Consider the following 18,774-nt stretch of genomic DNA (forward strand, 5'->3'; position numbering starts at 1 on the left):
AAGGTGCCTGGATCGGCTCCGTCCCGCCGCGTTCCGGCGTACGACGAGTGGCGGGCCACGCGCGTCGATGTCGTGTCGTACGGCTGTGTTTCCATCTGTCCGCTCGCGGTCGATCGGCTCCGCACGGCCGTCACCACGCTGCACACTGTGACGGTTCGCGACTCCGTCGGCGTCGAACTGCTCGGCCAGCTCTGTTGATGGGGCCTGGCGCTCGGCCACGGCAGACCAGCGCCCCGGACCCACGAATATGGGAGGAAGGTTGTGATCATGAGCAGACGCACCACGGGCCTGGCTATCGAGGCCGAGGGCCTCCGCCGGTCGTTCGGGAAAACCCGCGCGCTCGACGGTATCGATCTCCGGGTCCCCGCCGGCACCGTCTACGGCCTGCTCGGTCCGAACGGCGCCGGCAAGACCACCGCGGTACGGGTGCTGGCGACGCTGCTGCGTCCCGACGGCGGGCGGGCGAGGGTCTTCGGGCACGACGTCGTCGAGGAGGCCGACGCCGTTCGCTCCCGGGTCAGCCTGACCGGCCAGTACGCCTCGGTCGACGAGGACCTGACCGGGGCGGAGAACCTCGTGCTCCTCGGGCGGCTGCTCGGGCTGCGCAAACCGGCCGCCCGTGAGCGTGCCGAGCGGCTGCTCGCTGCGTTCGGCCTGACGGAGGCGAGCGGCCGCCAGGTGAAGAAGTACTCCGGTGGCATGCGGCGGCGCATCGACATCGCGGCGAGCATTCTGAACACGCCCGACCTCCTGTTCCTGGACGAGCCGACGACGGGACTGGACCCGCGCAGCCGCAATCAGGTGTGGGAGATCGTCCGGGCCGTGGTGTCGCACGGAACGACGGTGTTGCTGACCACGCAGTATCTGGACGAGGCCGACCAGCTCGCCGGACGGATCGCGGTCGTCGACCACGGCAAGGTGATCGCGGAGGGCACGCCGGGCGAGCTGAAGTCGTCGGTCGGCTCCGGCACGGTGCACCTGCGGCTGCGTGATCCGGCGCAGCGACCGGAGGCCGAGAAGCTGCTCGGGGCGGCGCTCGGCGTGGCGGTGCAGCCCGAGGCGGATCCGGTCGCGTTGACGGCACGGGTGGGCGGGGACGGTTCGGACCTCGTCGCGAGCGAGCAGGCCGCCCGCGCGCTCGGGGACCTGGCCCGCGCCGGCATCGTCGTCGACGATTTCTCCCTCGGCCAGCCGAGTCTGGACGAGGTCTTTCTGGCCCTGACCGACCATCCCGCGGCCGACGAGCGGGACGACCAGATGGAGGCAGCCCGATGAGCGACACCGCTACCACTACCGGCCGGCCGTCGTCGGTCTACGTACCGTCCGCCGAGGCGCTGGCAACCGTCCTCGCGCCAGGTGCGCGACCGCCCAGGCCGAGCGCGCTCGGGGCATCGCTGACGTTCGGTTGGCGCGCGATGCTGAAGATCAAGCACGTGCCGGAGCAGCTGTTCGACGTCACCGCGTTCCCGATCATCATGGTGCTGATGTTCACCTATCTGTTCGGCGGGGCTCTCGCCGACAGCCCGCGTGACTACCTGCAGTTCTTCCTGCCCGGCATCATGGTCACGAGCGTCGTGATGATCACCATGTACACCGGCGTCGGCCTCAACACCGACATCGAGAAGGGCGTCTTCGACCGGTTCCGGACGTTGCCCGTCTGGCGACCGGCCGCACTGGTCGGCATGATCTTCGGCGACGTGCTGCGCTACGTCCTCGCCGCCCTGGTCATCCTCGGCGTCGGGCTGGTGCTGGGGTTCCGGCCCGACGGCGGGGTGCTCGGCGTGCTGGCCGGGATCGGCCTGCTGGTGGTCTTCTCGTTCGCCTTCTCCTGGGTCTGGACGTTCTTCGGTCTGATCCTGCGCAGCGAGAAGTCCGTGATGGGCGTCAGCATGATGGTGCTCTTCCCGCTCACGTTCCTCAGCAACGTGTTCGTCGAGCCGGGCACCATGCCCGGCTGGCTCCAGGCATTCGTCAAGGTCAACCCGATCACCCACCTGGTCGCCGCGGTCCGGGCGGCGATGGCGGGATCGTCCGACCCGTCCAACACCATGTGGTTGCTGCTGTGGAGCGCGGGGTTCGTGGCGGTCTTCGGCACCTTGACGATGTACCGCTACAACCGGCGCTGATCGTCGTGGTCGGGGCCTCAAACTGGCCACCGCTGCGCAGGGTGAGCCGCACGCAGCCATCAGGCTCAGGGCAAGCGCTTCGGCCGCTGACAGTCTGTGTGGGCTTTGGTGGTCGCGGCTAACGGTGTGGGTTGTCCCTGAGCGTGGGCAGGCCAGCGGCCAGCGCGGACAGGGCGCGGATCAGCATAGGTAGCAACGCGGGGCGGGAAGCGGCCAGCTGCGGGTCTTCGGCGTAGACCTGGGCTAGTGCGGGTGGCGGGTTGGCGGCGGGGTAGAGCATGCCGGCCATGCCGCTGGCCATGGCGATCAGTTCGCCGGCTTCGCGTTCGGTCAGCTCCGTGGCACGGGCTACGTCGGCGCCCATGGTGTCGAGCAGATCGTGCAGCGCGTGCTTGAAGCTGCGGGCCACGGAGACCGACACGTTGTGTTCCAGGCTGGTCGAGGCGTGGCTGAGTAAGTCGCAGAAGAGCGGCCGCTCAGCGATCGTCTCGGCCAACGCGGCGATCGCCTCGGCTGTGCCGCGGGCGTCGCGGAGCCGGGCGGAGACGGCTTGTGCCCACTGACGCCATTCCTCGGCGAGCAGTTCGAGGTAGATCTCCTCGCGGGTGCCGAAGTATCGGGCGATGTTCGATTTGGCCAGCCCGACGGTGTCGGCGACCGCGCCCAGGCTCACGTTGCGCACGCCGGAAGCGCGGGCGAGCTCGCGGGCGGCGGCGAGGATCGCCTCGCGCCGCTGCTGCTTATGTTCGGGCCGCCTGGCCCGCAGGAATGCCGATCGTGTCATCTCGTGCTCCAGAGTACTGGCGCAACTTAAAAGAACGCTGTTCTCTTGTTAAGGGGACGGCGTCCTGTTAGCGTGCCGGGTTGTGGGAGGAATCGAGTGACCTTGATACGGATGAACGTCAACGGCTCGGCGAAGTCGCTCGAAATCGAGCCCCGGGTCAGCCTGCTCGACGCGCTACGCGAACGGCTCGGGGTCACCGGCCCGAAGAAGGGCTGCGACCAAGGCGCCTGCGGCGCGTGCACGGTACTGGCCGATGGCAGGCGGATCAACGCATGCCTGGCGTTGGCGATCCAGTACGACGGCTGCCAGATCACCACGATCGAGGGTGTGGACCACCCGCTGCAGGAGGCGTTCGTGCGCCACGACGGGTTCCAGTGCGGCTACTGCACCCCGGGGCAGATCTGCTCGGCGATCGGCATGCTTTCCGAGTACGAGGCCGGGATGCCAAGCGCTGTCACCGATTCGGGCGGGCTGGGCGAGGCCGAGATCCGGGAGCGCATGAGCGGAAACGTGTGCCGCTGCGGCGCGTACAACGGGATCGTCGGCGCGATCATGGATGTGGCCGGAAGTGACGCGCGATGAAACCGTTCGCCTACGTCAAACCAGTCGACATCGGGGCCGCTGTGGCGGCGGGCGCGGCGCCGGGCGCGAAGTTCCTCGGCGGTGGCACCAACCTGGTGGATCTGATGCGTGAGGGCATCGAGCAGCCCGACACCGTCGTGGACGTAACCGGCCTGCCACTGTCGGCAGTGGACGATCTGCCCAACGGTGGGCTGCGGATCGGGGCACTGGTACGCAACAGCGATCTCGCCGCCGATCGGCGGGTGCGAGCCCGTTACCCGGTGCTGTCGCAGGCGCTGCTGTCCGGTGCCTCCGGTCAGCTGCGCAACATGGCCACCGTGGGCGGCAACCTGTTGCAGCGCACCCGTTGCCCCTACTTCTACGACGAGGCGTCGGCCTGCAACAAACGAGATCCGGGCAGCGGCTGCGACGCGCTGGACGGGTTCAACCGCAGTTGCGCGATCCTGGGCGTCAGCGACGACTGCATCGCCGCGCATCCTTCCGACATGTGCGTGGCGCTCACCGCCCTGGACGCCGTCGTCGAAGTCACCGGAACCGGCGGTACCCGCCGCATACCCCTCACCGAGCTGCACCGGCTTCCCGGCCAGACACCGCACATCGAGACCGACCTTGCCCCCGGCGACCTCATTACCGCCGTCGAACTGCCGACGGCCACCGGCAACTCGGCCTATCGCAAGGTCCGCGACCGGGCGTCCTACGCGTTCGCTCTCGTCTCGGTCGCCGCAGGCTTGCAGATCGAAAACGGGGCGGTGACGGATATCCGGCTGGCACTCGGCGGAGTCGCCCCGAAGCCGTGGCGAGCCCGGCAGGCCGAACAGCTTCTGGCCGGCGGCCCGGCCGACGAGGCGGCCTTCCGCCGCGCGGCGCAGGCAGAGCTGGCCAGCGCGGCCGTGCGGCCGGGTAATGCGTTCAAGGTTGCGCTTGCCACGAACACGATCGTGGCGACGTTGCGTGAGCTGAGCAACGAAGGGACGCGGCGATGAGTATCCAGACCGAGACCACGACGGACACCGCCCCGTACGTCGGCCGCCCGGTCGAGCGGCTCGACGGGCCAGCCAAGGTCAGCGGCCAGGCCCGGTTCGCGGCGGAGAACCATTACCCGGATATGGCCTACGCCGCGCTCGTGCACGCCACCATCGCCCGTGGCCGTATCGCCGCTATCGATACCGCCGCGGCCTGCGCCGTGCCGGATGTCATCGCTGTACTCACCCACGAGAACGCGCCCGCCATGATCCCCGCACCCAAGCTGAGCCTGCTCGACCTCAGCACGGTCGCCTCAGCCACATCCGTCAACTATCTGGCCACCGACGAAGTGCACTGGAACGGCCAGCCGGTTGCGGTCGTGGTGGCCGAGACGTGGGAGACCGCGCGGCATGCGGCGTCACTGGTAGATCTGTCCTATGAGGAGCTACCGGCCGTGGTGGACTTCGCGGCCGAGGCGCCCAACGCCGTACCCGAAAGAAGCATGCCCCTGATGCCTTCCAAGGCCGACAAGGGAAAAGCGGCACAGGCGCTGGCCGACGCGCCGTTCTCGGTGGATCTGCAGTTCAGCACACCGCCGCACAACCACAACGCGATCGAACCGCATGCCACGACCGCGGTATGGGACGGCGACCAGCTCACCCTGCACGAGCCCGCGCAAAACATCCCTTGGCTACGCAAACATCTGGCGAAGCGGTTCGGCATACCCGAAGAGGCGGTCAGGATTATCTCGCCGTTCGTCGGCGGCGCGTTCGGCGGCAAGTCACGGGCCTGGCCAGGTGTCCTGATCGCCGCAATGGCCGCGCGGGCCACCGGCCGTCCGGTGCGGCTGGCGCTGACCCGCGCCGGCGTCTATCACACCGTCGGCGGGCGCACCCCGAGCACGCAACGCGTGGCGCTCGGCGCTGACGCGCAAGGGAAACTGACCGCACTGATCCACACCAGCGTCTCGCGGACCGGCCGGGTGGGCGGCATGGCAGAGCCAATCACCGCCGCGTCGCGGCATCTCTATGCTGTGCCGAATATTCACCTGAGTCAGCGTTCCGTCGAGCTCGATCTGCTGAGCAATACCTTCATGCGGGCACCCGGCGAGGCCATCGGCACCTTTGCTCTGGAATCCGCGGTCGACGAGCTGGCCTGGCGCATGGGCATGGACCCGATCGCGCTGCGGATGCTCAACGAGCCCGACCGCGACCCCGCCGGCGGGCAACGGTTCACCCACCGGATGCTGCGCGAGGCGTACACCCGAGGGGCTGAGAATTTCGGGTGGCACCAACGCGACCCGAGGGCCGGCGCGAGGCGTGACGGCCCGTGGCTGGTCGGCATGGGGGTGGCCACCGCCTACCATCCGTCGATGCGCATGCCCGCCAGTGTCACCCTGCGGCTGCACGCGGACGGCACGGTCGTGATGCGCTGCGGCATGCACGAGATGGGCATGGGCAGCGCCACCGTCCAGGCACAGATCGTCGCCGACGAAATGGGCGTGCCCCTGGCGTCCGTGCACGTCGAATACGGCGACTCCGACCTGCCGCCCAGCGCCGGCGCGATCGGCTCGGTCCAAACCGCAAGCGTCGCCGCGGGCGTCATCGCTGCCAGTACCATGCTCAAAAGATCGCTGCTCACGCTGGCCCGCCGCGCACCAGGCTCACCCCTGCGCGGCCGTAAACTCGAAGACCTGCAAGCCCGCGACAGCGGCCTGCACCACCCCGACGGCGGCCAGACCTACGCGGAAATCCTGTCCGCGGCCGGCCGCGATCATCTGGAAGCGGCATTCAAACCGAGTATGCTGGGCTTCGTCGCCCGCATGGCCATCGACAGCCGCCGCTGGGTGACCGGCGCATCCGGAGCACAGTTCTGCGAAGTCCGCGTCAACGCCGATACCGGCGAAATACGAGTGTCACGCTGGCTCGGCGTCTTCGACGTCGGCACCGTGATCAACCCCCGCACCGCGGCGAGCCAGCTACGCGGCGGGATCATCATGGGCATCGGCGCGGCGCTGTCGGAGCAGACACTCATCGACGGCCGCACCGGCCGCATCATGAACCCGAGCCTGTCGGAATACCACGTGCCAGTGCACGCCGACATCCCGCACATCGACGTCGATTGGCTCAACGAACCAGACCCCACCACACCACTGGGCATGCACGGCATAGGCGAGGTAGGCATCACCGGCGTAGCCGCGGCCGTGGCCAACGCCATCCGCCATGCCACCGGCAAACGTGTCGTCGACCTGCCGATCACTCTCGACAAGCTCCTGTGAAACCTCGCCGCGCAAGGATTTCGGTGAGGCCACCGCCATGCGTGAGATAGCCGGCGAACTACGTCGTTGGCGCAAGGCCGGTCAGGCCGTGGCAGTGGCGACCGTGGTGGAGACCTGGCACTCAGCGCCCAAGCCGGCCGGGTCGAGCATGCTGGTCGGCCCGGACGGCACCGCCGTCGGCAGCATCTCCGGCGGCTGCGTCGAGGGTGCGGTTTACCAACTGTCGCAAGACGTTCTCGTCAGCGGGGTGCCGGTGCTGCGGCGCTACGGAATCTCCGACACCGACGCGTTCGAGGTCGGGCTGACGTGCGGCGGGACCCTGGATGTCTTCGTCCAGCGCATCGACCACGTCAGCTTCCCCGAGCTGGACGAGGTCCTGGCATCCATCGCCGACGGGGAACCCGTCGCAGTGGTCACCTGCGTACACGCCGAATCCACACCGACCGGCCGGCGCCTGATCGTCTGGCCCGACCGCACCGCGGGTTCGCTCGGCAGCACCAGACTCGACGACACGGCCACCGACGACACCCGCGCGCTGCTCGCCGCCGACCGCAGCGCGATGCTGCGCTACGGGCACGACGGGCAACCTGGCGGGGATGAGCTCAGCTTGTTCGTGGACTGCTACGCGGCCCCGCCACGCCTGATTGTCTTCGGCGCCATCGACTTCGCCGCGGCCCTCGCCCGCGTCGGCTCCTTCCTCGGCTACCGGGTCACCCTCTGCGATGCCCGCCCCGTGTTCGCCACCGAGCGCCGTTTCCCCGACGCCGACGAGGTTGTCGTCGCCTGGCCACACCGCTACCTGGCCACCCAGGCACAGGCGGGCCAGTTGGACGAGCGGACCGTGGTGTGCGTGCTGACCCACGACCCGAAGTTCGACGTGCCCGTGCTTCAGGTGGCCCTGCGGATTCCGCTGGCCTATGTTGGCGCCATGGGATCGCGCCGCACCCACGACCACCGGATGGCCCGGCTGCGCGAGGCCGGGCTCACCGAGGCGGAGCTGGCCCGGCTCGCCTCCCCCATCGGCCTCGACCTCGGCGCTCGTACCTCTGAAGAAACCGCGGTCAGCATCGCCGCGGAGATCATCGCGAACAGGCGGGGTGGCAGCGGCAGCAGACTGTCGCTGCGCAGCGGAAGGATCCACCGCGAAAACCCCGCCTAGACGCACAAGCGCAAGCGGATCCGGAGTCGCCGGGCTGCTGTTGGCCGGCGGCGCAGGACGCCGATACGGGATGCCCAAAGCACTTGTCCTGCTCGACGGGGAACGCCTCGTCGAACGCGGCCTGGCCACCCTGCGCGAGGCAGAATGCGACCCGATCGTCGTCGTGCTCGGCGCGGCGGCAAGCCAGGTACGGGCCAGCACCAACCTCACCGGCGCGACCATCACCGACAACCCCAACTGGGACACCGGCATCGGCTCCTCGTTACGGGCAGGGCTGGCCGCACTGACCGACTCCCCCGTCGACGCAGTCGCCGTCCTACTCGTCGACACACCCGCCATCACCCCCGCCGCGATCCGACGGCTCCGCGTACTCAGCCACCCCGCAGCGCTGGCCGTCGCCACGTACCACGGCCAACCGGGACACCCGGTCCTACTCGGACGCGATCACTGGACGGGCGTAGCCGCCATGGCCACCGCAGACGTCGGCGCCCGCCGCTACCTCAACGCCCACCCCCATCTCGTGAAGCACGTACCCTGCGAAGACATCGCCGACGGCACCGACCTCGACACACCCACCTGACCGGGCTGCCACCGCACAGGGACGCGAAGGATCGGTGCCCGCGGTGGCTTCGAGGCGGACGGTGCGACACCTCGGCCGGATCCGCCGTCCAGCACCTCTCGGCGGCGACGGACGGCCACCCGCCTCCCCCGGCGCCGAGCGGATGGTCGGGCCCGGATTCGCGCTGATGCTCGTCGATGTTGTCAGAGCGGATCGTCGCGTGGTGGAATTGCTGGCATCGCCGCAGCGCGGGGGCAACCGCGCTGGGAACGGTCAGCGCGGGAGCATCGCAGTGCCGGCAGGGCGCCGCTTTGGCGGACGCTCGCATGCCGCAACGCCGGGCCATCTCGATGACGACGGGCTTTCTGCCGGGCCGGCATCCTCGCCCGCCGTACGTATCCCCCGGTACGTGTCCCCGACGGCCGACGCTCGACGTCTGACACGCCGTGGGCGTCCGATTCGGTCTGGCAGTGCACCAGAACCGGCCATGAGGTGAGAAGGGATCATGATTTCCCGAGAGAATTTCGCGGGGTGGTACCGAAACCGCCTGGTGTGGGTGGCGGTGATCCTGCTGGTGTCGGCCGGCGCGGCCGTACTGGTCAACCGGCCCCGGCCGAAGGCGGAGCCGGCGGATCTGCAAGCGCAGATTATGGCCCGGATGCGTACCACGCTCGAACAGGCGGACCCGGGGCAGCACAACCACGCCGGACACGGTGTCCAGCAGGTGGCCACCGCCGGGGAGAAGCCGGCAGTGATCTGCGGGGTCCGCGTCTACGGCTATGAGCCGGCCGACGTTACCGCGCTCGCCGACGTGCGGACGGTCTACGGCTTCCACCTCTGCGGGATCGCCGAGCAGAAGCGCCCCTGGGACGTGGCGGTCAAGCTGGCCGGACCTGTGATCATGGACATGTCCACCGATCCTCCGGGCATCCAGGTCGTCGAGGCGACCGCCGACGTCATGTTCGTTGATCGGCTCCGGGAGATGTTCCCGGACAAGTACGCGGACTTGGCGCTCAAGGAGGCGCTGACCGACTCGGAAATGGCCGACCAGCGCCGCCGGTACGACGTCGCAGCCGGGCTTTGACCATGCCGGGCGGTCGGGCGCTGTGATCCGTCCGCGTACCGCAGCGGATGCCGTGGCGGGCGATCCGTACGGCGATGTCGCGGCTGCCGCCTTCGATGCGCATACCCGTCGGTGATCCGCCGTCGGGTCGGCGACCCGTGCCGCACCGTGCGGTGGGTGGCTGCCCGGCAGTTCCAGTGGTCGGACGTGGTCAGTTCCGGGAGAGGCACTCGAGTGCGATCCCGGTCAGCTCGATCCACACCCCGCATAGATAGATCAATCTTGATATTTAGGTTCATAGATGTAACAGTGGGTTGGGAGCGTTCCCATTGTGGTCTCTCGTACCGAAGAACGGAGGATGAACAGTGCGTTCACACACGTCCGATCAATCCGGCGGACGACCCCGGTCAACCGTCCGTCGGTCCCTCCAAGCGCTCGCCCTGCTGTTCGCCATGCTGGCCAGCACGCTGACCTGGACCGGCGCAGCCCAGGCTCACGGCACCATCATCAACCCGGCGAGTCGCGCCTACCAGTGCTGGAAGACCTGGGGCAGCCAACACACGAACCCAGCCATGCAACAGCAAGACCCCATGTGCTGGCGCGCGTTCCAGGCCAACCCCGACACCATGTGGAACTGGATGAGCGCGCTGCGGGACGGCCTCGCCGGCCAGTACCAAGCCCGCACCCCGGACGGCCAGCTGTGCAGCAACGCCCTCTCCAGGAACGACACACTGAACCAGCCCGGAGCATGGAAGAGCACCACCGTCAGCCGCAACTTCACGGTCCAGCTGTACGACCAGGCCAGCCACGGTGCTGACTACTTCCGGGTCTACGTCACCAAGCAGGGATTCAACCCGACCACGCAGCGGGTCGGGTGGGGCAACCTCGACTTGATCACGACGACCGGGCGCTACGCGCCGGCACAGAACATCTCGTTCAACGTCTCGACCTCTGGACGCACCGGAAACCACGTCCTGTTCGTGATCTGGAAGGCGTCACACATGGACCAGACCTACATGTGGTGCAGCGACATCAACATCGTCTGATCGGCAAGACCGACAGCGGGGCGCTACTTTCGGCCCAGGGCGTTGGCGCCCTGGGCCGGATCGCTCCGGTAGTCGCTACTCAGTCGAATGCTCTAGCCAGTTGAGCTAGCGACCCAATGCCCACGGCCCGCCAGCCTGGAGGACTTCTACAGCTGAGGAGCCGTTCCAAGGCGTCCTCATCTACCGCCGAGCAGGTACACCCGGCCCTGCCGGAGAGCTGTCACTGTCCGTACTGCCGCCCGAGCACCTTTCCATCGATGACGTCCGGACAGCGCGACACAGCTGCCCAGCAACACCAGCTGTGCGATGCCGTACGTGAATAGGCTAAAGACGAGTGCTGCGAACCTTCCGCCGGCATCCAGGTCTGCACTCGGGCCACCGCCACCAGCGATGGCCACGGCAATCGTGACCCCGACAGCAAGGGAGGCCGTGCCCGGCAAGGGCGACGACAGCCCCGGCAATCATGGGTCTGGTCATTGCCATCGGCTGATGGTGACAGACGTCGACTGCCGATGGAAGTACGAGCTCGTGCCGACGTAGTACGGTCCGTCTGCGTTCTGACGCGCCCGATCAATGTGGAGTCGACCGTGTGCGGCGGCACGGCCACACGGTGGTCCTTTGTCAGGCGATGGCGTTGGTGCGAAACGACCGGCGGTATGCCGATGGTGACGTCTGCATCGCACGGTGGAAGTGGTGGCGATATGTCACGGCGGTGTCGAATCCGACGGCCGCTGCGATCTCCTCGATCGGGTCGTCGGTGTCGGCTAGCAGGGCGAGGCTGGCCTGTATCCGCTGGGCGATGAGCCATCGGATGGGGCTGGTGCCCGTGCTGCGCGCGAAATGGCGCAGGTATGTCCGGGGTGAGGTACGTGCCTTGCCCGCCAGCATCTCCACCGTGATCGGTTCGTTGAGGTGCGTCAGCGCCCAGGCCATGCTCTGCGCGACCCGGTTGTCTTCGGGGTCCGCCGTGACCGGCGCTTCGATGAACTGCGCCTGGCCGCCATCGCGGTGCGGTGGGATGACCATCCGGCGGGCGACAGCGTTGGCGATAGCCGGGCCGAAGTCCTTTCGGACGAGGTGGACGCACAGATCGAGGCCGGCCGCACTGCCGGCACTGGTGAGCACGTCATGGTCGTCGATGTAGAGGACGTTCGGGTCGACCTGGATCCGCGGATACCGGCGGCGCAGTAGGTCGGCGTAGCGCCAATGGGTGGTGGCGCGGCGGCCGTCGAGTAGGCCGGCCGCCGCGAGCGCGAACGCACCGGAGCAGATGGACACGATCCGCGCGCCGAGGTCGTCTGCCCGGCGCAGCGCCGCGATCACCTCCGGGTCGGGAGCGGCGGACACGTCGGGAACGCCGGGGACGATGACGGTCTCCGCTTCGGCGAAGGTGTCGAGCCCGTGTGGCGTGTGCAGGGCGGCGCCACCGATGACCCGGACCGGCCCCGGCCGAGGTGCGCAGATCGTCAACTCGTACCAGGGCACGTCGAACTCCGGCCGCGGCAGCCCGAACACCTCGGTCACAATGCCGGTCTCGAAGACCGACATGCCCTCATAGGCCAGCACGGAGACGGTCGGCACCCGGCGCGGCACACGCGTACCCATGGCGGAATCTTAGCGAACAGTGTCGTTCACGCCACTATCCGGCCGTTGCGTTCCTCGCGATGATCGTTGTCATGTCCGCTGTACTGTCCGTGCCGCCGGCCGATCCGGCCCGCGCCGCCACCCATTTCGCCACCCGCCTGTCCTTCGAAGCCGATGTCTCCGATGTCCACACCGATCTGGAAGCCGACGTCGCCGGTCTGGTCGTCGTCGACTCCCGCAGCCACGAGGCATGGCGACAGGGCCATCTGCCCGGCGCGGTTCATCTGCCCACCACCGAGATCGCCGCCCGGGCCTCGGCGCTTCTGCCGGCCGACGCTGTCGTTGTCACGTACTGCTGGGGACCCGGGTGCAACGGCGCGACCCGGGCGGCGCTCGAGTTTGCCCGGCTCGGTTTCCAGGTCAAGGAGATGATCGGAGGGTACGAGTACTGGGTTCGTGAAGGTCTCCCCGTGCGGACCGCCGACGGCCTGATCGTGCGCCCGGTCGACGACCTCACCGCACCGGCCGCCGGGACGGCATGCGCCTGCTGACATGGGCGCTGACCTGGCCAGTCCGCAGGCATCGATACAGCCGGTCGTCGGCCTGAACGCATCAAGCCTGCGCGCACGGCTGTCCAGTGACACACCTGGACGCGAGCCCGGAGTATGCCGACGGTCTACGCACGCCGGTCAAAAAGCACTCACATGCCGCTGATCGCGCGAGGTTCCGCCGCTGGTTTCCGCACTAAGGTTCGTGCGTCTCGGTCACGTGGTCACCATCCGCAGGGCGTTGGCGGCGTCGCGGACGTCGGCTGCCGGGTGGCGGCGTAGGGCCGTGACGAGGTCCCGCCAGGGCGCTGTCCATGCGTGTTCCGCGCCGGCTTTTACCATCGCCGTCGCGAGCAGGCCGGCGGCGGCGTCGGCGCGGTGGACCAACGTGGCGGCGCGGGTGAGGACGACGCCGGGGTGAGGGCTGCGGATCCGGTCACCGAGAGAGGCGGCCAGCACGGGGCGGTCGGCGAGCAGGTCGGCGAGTTCCCCCAGATGGTCGGTTTCCGGCACGTCGGGGCGCAGCAGCACCGCCAGCAGTTTGGCCGCCTGCGCGACGTAGTCGGGACGTGTGGCGAGGCGGTGGGCGGCGGCCCGTGTTCCGGTGCGGTCGATGTCGGGAGTGGCGCGGGCCGCCCACTCGGTCGCGGCGGTGACGACTGTGTCGAGGCGACGGCGTGCCGGGCGGTCGTGGGGCGGCCCGTGGGGCGTGGTGTCGGCGTCGTCGGCGGCGACCAGAGCGGTGAGGACGGCGTCGAGGGTGGCCGCGCCGGCCGGGTGGTCCAGGACGGCGGTGACCACGGGCGGCACGGCTGGCCATACCTGGTGGTCAGTGAGGTCGGTAAGGGCGCTCGTGAGTAGGTCGGTCACGTCGGGGGTCCATCGCAGCCAAGCGGGCAGGTGCCGGTATCCGGCGCGGGCGGCGATCGGGTCTGCGGCATGGCAGGCTGCGACGACGAGGCCGGCGTAGCGGGCGCGGTCCGGCTCAGCGAGGGTGTACGGCGCGGCGCGCAGCACGGCGAGCATGTCCTCGCGGCCGCCGCGTACCGCCTCGTCGAGGATCGTCCACGCCCCGCCGCGGTGCAAAAACCGCCGGGCGCCGGAGATCACCGCGGTGCGTACGTCGCGGTGCTGGTCGGGTTGGCGCCAGGCGGCCAGCAGCAGCTCGTCGACATCGGCGGGGCCGAAGGCGGCGAGCAGGCGCAATGCCTCCTTGCGGCTGGTCACCTTGCCGCGGCCCAGGGCGACGGGGCCGAGCAGGGCAGGCAGCCGGGACGGGGCGGCGAAGCGGGCCGCCCGGCCGGCGGCGTACAGCGCGACCCGGGCCCGGTCGGTGTCGGCGTGCCTGAGCAGCAGCGGCAATGTCTCGTCCGGGTCACGCGTCCACGGCAGCGCGCCCAGCGCCGCCTCGGCGAGGGGGACGTTCGGCGAGTCGATGTACCGCAGCACGATCTCGCGACCATGGTCGGGCACCCGGGCGGCCGCGGCGATTGCGGCCGCCCGCTGCCATGTCGGCGTACCCGCGTCGGCGGCGACCGCACCCAGCAGGCGGGCGTAGGCCCGGTGGTGCCGGGGCAACCACCTGTCGACGTGCGCCGGGTACCCCGGAACCCAGCGAACCCCGTCGGCGAGAAACTTTCCCGTCGGGGCCCGACCGATCAATACCCGGTCGAGCAGGTCGGTGCGCCGCGCGCAGATTGTGTGCCAGACCTGCGGCAGCGTGATGGTGGAGCTGTCCACGCTGAGCACGTGACCCGCCCGCTCGTCGCGGCCGCGCGGGTCATCGAGCCACAGCTCGACGCACTGCCGCACGACCGAAGACACCTGCCCGTGGTCGATGCCACGGCGCAGCAGCTCCTGCAATTGCGGCAGGTTCCAGGCGCGGCGACCGAGGGCCCGGGTAACCGCGAACAGGGCGGCGAAGTCGCCGCGGGCCATGCCGGCTTCGAGCCAGCTGTGGAGCCGGGCGAACAGCTGCGCCTCCTGCCCGCGGCGCAGCGTGCGGTCGAAGGGTTCGAGCGCAGGTAGCCGGTGACCGCCGAAGAGCCTGTCGATTGTCTCCAGCGCCCAGCGGATCAACTCCGGCTGGTCGACGTGGTGACGCAGCGCTGCCGCAGCGAGGCGCCCCAGCGAGCCCAGCGCCACCGACGAGGTGTCACGCGCCTGCACGGCGTCGACAGCGAGCAGCGTCAGATCCGGCACGGAGTCGACGGTCATCAATGGCGCCAGGTCGGCGAGACCCTCCAGGGCCGCGGCGCGCACCGGGTCCTGCTCGTTGCGCAGCCGCCGCAACCGATCAAGCAATTGCCGCACCGCGGCGGGATCGCCGCTGCGCCGCGCTGCCGCGGTCAGCAGCCGGTACGCCGTCGCCCGGTCGATGGCGTCGGCCGCCCGGGTCGCCTCCACCAGCGGTGGCAGCGCCTCCGCCCACGGCAAGTACGCCGTCCACCGGCGCACGGCGGCCTCGTCACCGCGCACGTGGTCCAGGCGCAGCATCCGCCGCGCCTCGCGCTCCTGCCAACGACGGGGCAACACGTCCATCAGTGCGGCATCGGGCTCGGCGACATCGACGTAGGCATCGAAGACGACCGCGTCGTACAAGGCGCCCCGCCGGGCGGGCGGCACAGCCCGCAGCAGCGCGGCAAGCCGACCGCTGCCCAACGCGCGGGCCAGCTCGGTGAGGTCGGCCTCGCGCAGACGACGCAACAAGCCTGCGGGCAGGCAGGTACGACGCAGCCAGGACCGGCGGCCAGGCGCGACGAGCAGACGCAACAGGCGATCCTGATCGGCTGCGGCGAGTGCACCGTACCGGTACGGGAAGCCCGGCAGCGCAGTGGCAGAGGCATACCGCTCCAGCAGGTCAAAGACGGCGACAGGATGCGCCGGCGCGGCACGGAGCACCGTACTGGCGTGCCGCGCCCACCACTCGGCGCGCTCAGTCGCGTCCCCGCCGGCCAGCGCCGCGCCCGCCCACCCCAGGACGACATCGCCGTGCCGGTCGGCGAGCACGGACCAGCCACGCACGGCATGGGCCAGGCCGGGCAGCCACCGCCGGACGGTCTCCGAGTCCGCCGATGGCAGCAGCACGGCGGCCTCGGCGTCGCCGAAGCGCTCCCGAACTGGCGCGAGCAGCTGCCCGACCTGCTCCTCAACCGCCGGTCCGCGGCCGCGCAGCACCCGATAGACCAGCCGCCGCCCGGCGGCCGGCGCGTCTTCGAGAAGGCCCCACAGCGGCACCGGCGGTGCACCGTGGCGCAGCAACGACCGCAGAGCGGCCGACCGTACCGGCACGTCGGACGAGCCCAGCAGCGCCGTCAAGACCCCGGTGTCGCCAACTACCGCCGCCGCGGTGACCGCAAGGCGACGCTCGTACGCCGAACCCTCCGCCAGCTCCGCCAGCACACCCGGTGCGAGATCCGGCGCGGACGCGGCCAGGCGCCGCATTCGCTGCGGATGCGGAAGCGCTTCGAGGGAGGCGAGCAGCTCGCCGGCGGTGATCAGCACGGGCGTCATTGTGCCCGTCAAAGACCTCGCCAGGCCTCCCCCTTTTCCGCAGTCCGCCAACAGCCCTATTTCGAGCAGTGGGCGTCGTCCGAAGTGGCCCGGCGTGACCCGACAATGGTGAGATGACGATGCCGTTCCCCTCGCCGACTGTCCCGGCAGCAGGGCGCGCCGAGGTGTTCCTGCGGTACCTCGACTACTTCCGCGAGACCGTGCTGTCGAAGGTGTCCGCGTTACCCGACCATGAGCTACGCCGCAGCAGGCTACCGTCAGGGTGGACCCCGCTCGAACTGCTCAAACACCTGCGTTACGTCGAGCTGCGCTGGATCGAATGGGGATTTCAGGGGCACGAGGTGGACGAGCCGTGGGGGGACCGATGCGGGGACCGCTGGTACGTTGCGCCCGAAGAGACCCGCGACGATCTGGTGGCGGCGCTGCGTGCACAGGGTGCGCAGACCGGGGCCGTCATCGCAGGTAACGAACTCACGACGGTAGGGGTTCCTGGTCCACGGTGGGACGGTGCGCAACCGCCGCCGCTGGAACGGGTGCTGTTTCACCTCGTGCAGGAATATGCCCGCCATCTTGGGCACCTCGACATTGTCGTCGAGCTCGCCGGCGGCCCGGTTGGCGAGTAGAACTGACGCCGCCGCGGAGGCAAGGCTTGTCCAACGGCACCATCCGGTCGTGCCGATGAGCAGACGTCGGGTCTTAGGGTCTTCTGTTGATCTAAACCGGGATTGAGGTGATTCACTGCCGGCCGTGACTCTTGAGGTCCTGCGCGTCGCTTTCCGTGCGAGCTCGCCGTGCCGGCCTCGGTGCGCGCATTCTCCGGCTCCGTGGCTGGCCGGACGCCACAACCGCATCGCCCCGGCGCGACCAAACGCCGCCGCCCGTCGGTGACGCACACCTGACGCGACCACCACCCACCACAGCCACAGCCGCGACGCCAACTGGCGTCGCGGCTGTGGCTGTCCCCGGCCCTTGCGTCGACCGGGGAAAGCCGGCGTGCCGGCGGGTTCGGAACCTGCACGGCGCGCAGCGGCTCACCCGTCGTGTGGCGACGAACTGGTGGCCCTATGTTCCGGCAGAGGGCAGCGGCCGGATCCCCGTCGCCCGCGAACGGCACCCGGCGACAGTCGCCGACCCCGACCGCTGCACAGGGCCGACGGCGCCCGGTCCTCGCCGAGTGATCGACGAATCATCGCAAGAAGTGCAGTCGAACCAGCCTCACGGCCCCCACATGCACCGCCCAGGCTGATTTCCCGCAACCTCCCGATCAATCCCTATTCCGAAGGTGCCCCGCCGTGGCCTCGAGCATGCGGTGGCTGGGGTAGAGCGACGGCGTGCAGGAACGCTTCGGCGAATGCCTCGCAGGTCTCCTCCACGCCCGGCAGCTCCACCCCGGGCACGCTGTGCAGGGCGGGGCGGGTCAGGAAATGCATCAGCAGCGGGCCGACCATCTGATGCATCAGCAGCGGGATCGGCATGGCGCGGATCCGCCCGGCGGCCACCTCATCGGCCAGCCACTGGCCCACCCCGGCGAGCAGGCGTGGGACGACGTGCCGGGCCAGGTTTTGCAGGGCCGACTCGGCCGGGCGGGCCAGTACTTCGGCAAGCATCGCCGGCATCACCCGCGGCTGGCGGCTGAGCGCCTCGGCCAGCAACCGGTACAGGGTACGCACGGTGTCGGCCAGGTCGGCATGCGGACCGGAGAGCACTTTTTCGGCATCCAGGATCGGGCTGTAGCGCTCAAAGATCGCGAACAGCAACTCGTCGCGGCCGCCGAATGCGGAATACAGGCTGTGCACCGAGCAGTGCGCGGCGGCGGCGACCGATTCCAGGGTGAGCGATGCCAGGCCGTGCTCGCCGATCAGGTGCGCACCGGCATCGATCGCGCGCTCGCGCACCGGTCGCTGCCCGCCGGGGTCCACGCCGGCGGCGCGCACCGCCTCATCCAAGGCCTGACGCGAACCGCCCAGACGACGTAGCAGGGTACTGCGGGAGATTCCGGCTTCCTGGGCGATCGCCAGGACGGGCACGTCGGCAACGTCCTTGCCCAGGCGCTCGGCGGCGTGTAGCGCCGCGTCCACCAGGTCGGAGGGGACCGACGGGCGAGACGCATTCAGCAGACTGGGCAATTCGCCGGCATTTGACACACGAGTAAATATACCATGTACTAATGGTCCAGGATGCCGATCGGATGCTTGTGCACGTTGGTTAGCCGGCGTGACCGGTCCCACCCCGGCTCGAGAGCCTGGCCGCGGCCGCTTTCCGCTGCCTGTCCCACCGAGGAAGGACGATCATGAGTTCTGCTGCCGTAGTCGGCGGCGACCGCGATGTGGTCATCGAGGTGGAGGGCCTGGTCAAGTGGCTCGGCGTGGTCGCCGCCTTCGCCCTGACCATCCTGGGACCGCTGTTCCGGCTGTGGGACTGGGCGCTGGGCATCAGCCCGCTGCGGCACGTCCCCAACCTCACCACCACCCCCGGATGGTCCGGCCTCGCCCTCGTGGCCTCGTCGCCTTCGCCCTGACCGCCGTCGCCGTCACCGGCTTCCGCCGCCGCGACGTCCTCTCATCAAAGG

At 69.5% G+C, this 18,774-nt stretch carries 17 protein-coding genes; 13 read left to right on the plus strand and 4 right to left on the minus strand.

The annotated features are described in order from the left end of the window. Positions 1–3: 3 nt before the first annotated feature. The 3 genes from BLW47_RS24795 (at position 4) to BLW47_RS18080 (ending at position 2,126) form a co-directional block, all read left to right on the plus strand. On the plus strand, positions 4–198 hold the full coding sequence (locus tag BLW47_RS24795) for a hypothetical protein (protein ID WP_139307350.1): 195 nt from the start codon (positions 4–6) through the stop codon (positions 196–198). A 69-nt stretch (positions 199–267) separates the two neighbouring features. Next, the gene (locus tag BLW47_RS18075) at positions 268–1,275 is read left to right on the plus strand and encodes an ATP-binding cassette domain-containing protein (RefSeq protein ID WP_091558945.1); all 1,008 of its coding nucleotides are present in this window, start codon (positions 268–270) and stop codon (positions 1,273–1,275) included. Then, entirely contained in the window at positions 1,272–2,126 is an 855-nt protein-coding gene (locus BLW47_RS18080) for an ABC transporter permease (protein ID WP_091558948.1), read from the plus strand. Before BLW47_RS18075 ends, BLW47_RS18080 begins: the two co-directional genes overlap by 4 nt. Positions 2,127–2,244: 118 nt before the next feature. Here the strand turns inward: BLW47_RS18080 and BLW47_RS18085 are convergent, their stop codons facing one another. Beyond that, positions 2,245–2,910, minus strand: coding sequence for a TetR/AcrR family transcriptional regulator (locus tag BLW47_RS18085; protein ID WP_091558950.1), 666 nt, complete (start codon positions 2,908–2,910; stop codon positions 2,245–2,247). Between the two features lie 111 nt (positions 2,911–3,021). Between BLW47_RS18085 and BLW47_RS18090 the strand changes: the two genes are divergently transcribed. From BLW47_RS18090 to BLW47_RS18120, 7 genes are all read left to right on the plus strand, one after another. After that, positions 3,022–3,492 carry a 2Fe-2S iron-sulfur cluster-binding protein gene (locus tag BLW47_RS18090; protein WP_091558953.1) on the plus strand — a complete coding sequence of 157 codons (471 nt, stop codon included), beginning with the start codon at positions 3,022–3,024 and terminating at the stop codon, positions 3,490–3,492. Beyond that, the gene (locus tag BLW47_RS18095; RefSeq protein WP_091558956.1) at positions 3,489–4,475 is read left to right on the plus strand and encodes an FAD binding domain-containing protein; all 987 of its coding nucleotides are present in this window, start codon (positions 3,489–3,491) and stop codon (positions 4,473–4,475) included. The genes BLW47_RS18090 and BLW47_RS18095 overlap by 4 nt, the downstream gene beginning before the upstream one ends. Continuing rightward, entirely contained in the window at positions 4,472–6,733 is a 2,262-nt protein-coding gene (locus BLW47_RS18100; RefSeq protein WP_091558959.1) for a xanthine dehydrogenase family protein molybdopterin-binding subunit, read from the plus strand. Before BLW47_RS18095 ends, BLW47_RS18100 begins: the two co-directional genes overlap by 4 nt. After that, the gene (locus BLW47_RS18105; RefSeq protein ID WP_342709455.1) at positions 6,678–7,892 is read left to right on the plus strand and encodes an XdhC family protein; all 1,215 of its coding nucleotides are present in this window, start codon (positions 6,678–6,680) and stop codon (positions 7,890–7,892) included. The genes BLW47_RS18100 and BLW47_RS18105 overlap by 56 nt, the downstream gene beginning before the upstream one ends. Positions 7,893–7,926: 34 nt before the next feature. Beyond that, complete coding sequence (locus tag BLW47_RS18110; RefSeq protein ID WP_091559348.1) at positions 7,927–8,472, plus strand: nucleotidyltransferase family protein; 546 nt, start codon at positions 7,927–7,929, stop codon at positions 8,470–8,472. 484 nt (positions 8,473–8,956) lie between these two features. Beyond that, entirely contained in the window at positions 8,957–9,535 is a 579-nt protein-coding gene (locus BLW47_RS18115) for a hypothetical protein (RefSeq protein ID WP_091558963.1), read from the plus strand. Between the two features lie 431 nt (positions 9,536–9,966). Then, on the plus strand, positions 9,967–10,560 hold the full coding sequence (locus tag BLW47_RS18120) for a lytic polysaccharide monooxygenase auxiliary activity family 9 protein (protein WP_245736733.1): 594 nt from the start codon (positions 9,967–9,969) through the stop codon (positions 10,558–10,560). A gap of 621 nt (positions 10,561–11,181) precedes the next feature. On the opposite strand, the gene BLW47_RS18125 is transcribed toward BLW47_RS18120, so the two are convergent. After that, the gene (locus tag BLW47_RS18125) at positions 11,182–12,165 is read right to left on the minus strand and encodes a helix-turn-helix domain-containing protein (protein ID WP_091558964.1); all 984 of its coding nucleotides are present in this window, start codon (positions 12,163–12,165) and stop codon (positions 11,182–11,184) included. 59 nt (positions 12,166–12,224) lie between these two features. Between BLW47_RS18125 and BLW47_RS18130 the strand changes: the two genes are divergently transcribed. Then, positions 12,225–12,695, plus strand: coding sequence for a rhodanese-like domain-containing protein (locus BLW47_RS18130; RefSeq protein WP_425435413.1), 471 nt, complete (start codon positions 12,225–12,227; stop codon positions 12,693–12,695). Positions 12,696–12,908: 213 nt separating this feature from the next. On the opposite strand, the gene BLW47_RS18135 is transcribed toward BLW47_RS18130, so the two are convergent. Continuing rightward, on the minus strand, positions 12,909–16,196 hold the full coding sequence (locus BLW47_RS18135) for a hypothetical protein (protein WP_139307351.1): 3,288 nt from the start codon (positions 16,194–16,196) through the stop codon (positions 12,909–12,911). Between the two features lie 122 nt (positions 16,197–16,318). On the opposite strand from BLW47_RS18135, the gene BLW47_RS18140 reads away from it, so the two are divergent. After that, positions 16,319–16,828, plus strand: a complete 510-nt coding sequence (locus tag BLW47_RS18140) for a DinB family protein (protein ID WP_091558968.1) — start codon at positions 16,319–16,321, stop codon at positions 16,826–16,828. 648 nt (positions 16,829–17,476) lie between these two features. On the opposite strand, the gene BLW47_RS18145 is transcribed toward BLW47_RS18140, so the two are convergent. After that, the gene (locus BLW47_RS18145; RefSeq protein ID WP_245736734.1) at positions 17,477–18,349 is read right to left on the minus strand and encodes a TetR/AcrR family transcriptional regulator; all 873 of its coding nucleotides are present in this window, start codon (positions 18,347–18,349) and stop codon (positions 17,477–17,479) included. Between the two features lie 146 nt (positions 18,350–18,495). On the opposite strand from BLW47_RS18145, the gene BLW47_RS18150 reads away from it, so the two are divergent. Continuing rightward, entirely contained in the window at positions 18,496–18,723 is a 228-nt protein-coding gene (locus BLW47_RS18150) for a hypothetical protein (RefSeq protein WP_217634890.1), read from the plus strand. Positions 18,724–18,774 lie beyond the last annotated feature (51 nt).

Source organism: Micromonospora pattaloongensis (genome assembly GCF_900107255.1).
Classification (GTDB): Bacteria; Actinomycetota; Actinomycetes; order Mycobacteriales; family Micromonosporaceae; genus Micromonospora_I; species Micromonospora_I pattaloongensis.